At 37.9% G+C, this 557-nt stretch carries 1 protein-coding gene; it reads right to left on the bottom strand.

The annotated features are described in order from the left end of the window. Positions 1-16 precede the first annotated feature (16 nt). The gene (locus J536_RS24685; protein ID WP_002116733.1) at positions 17-409 is read right to left on the bottom strand and encodes a cation efflux protein, CzcI-like; all 393 of its coding nucleotides are present in this window, start codon (positions 407-409) and stop codon (positions 17-19) included. Positions 410-557 lie beyond the last annotated feature (148 nt).

Here is a 557-nt window from a genome sequence, read left to right as displayed (position 1 = left end):
TTTTCGGCTACCCCACCTATAGCAGGGTTAAAACAGGAGGCGGGTCTTGTTTAGAGATATGAGGGGACTTATAAGAATTGGACCAATAATATTGTTGTTTTGGCTCAGATGACTGTATTAACGGTGAAACAAGTTTTTCTTGTGCTTCTACAATCACAACATGAAAACATGAAGGCAAATGGTCATGATGATCGGACAAGTTTAAGGGAGCTTTATGAGTCCCTACGATATCTGTCTTTTCCGTATGGCTATGCTGTGAAGCTTCATAACTCAACGCTGCATGATGACCAAAATGATGTAATGCCTTTTCCTGATTTTCATGGGCGCAAAATGCCGCTGCCACATTCCATAAACTTTGGAATATAAGCAAACAGAATAAGACGGACATGAAAAGTGCAGAACGTGGCAACAGCACACCATTAAACTAAGAAGTTGAACAAAGCCACTATAGCAGGCAGTGGGCATGTAATAAAATTACAAAATGATTTTTGGTTAATTTATCGCTGTTTTAAAAAAGTTTTTTCTTTAGAAAAATTAATTTCCTGTTTTGAGTTCCT

The organism is Acinetobacter sp. 809848 (assembly GCF_000581275.1).
Taxonomy (GTDB): Bacteria; Pseudomonadota; Gammaproteobacteria; order Pseudomonadales; family Moraxellaceae; genus Acinetobacter; species Acinetobacter pittii.
The sequence above is the reverse complement of the archived record's forward strand: the minus strand, read 5'-3'. Positions and strand labels throughout refer to the sequence as shown.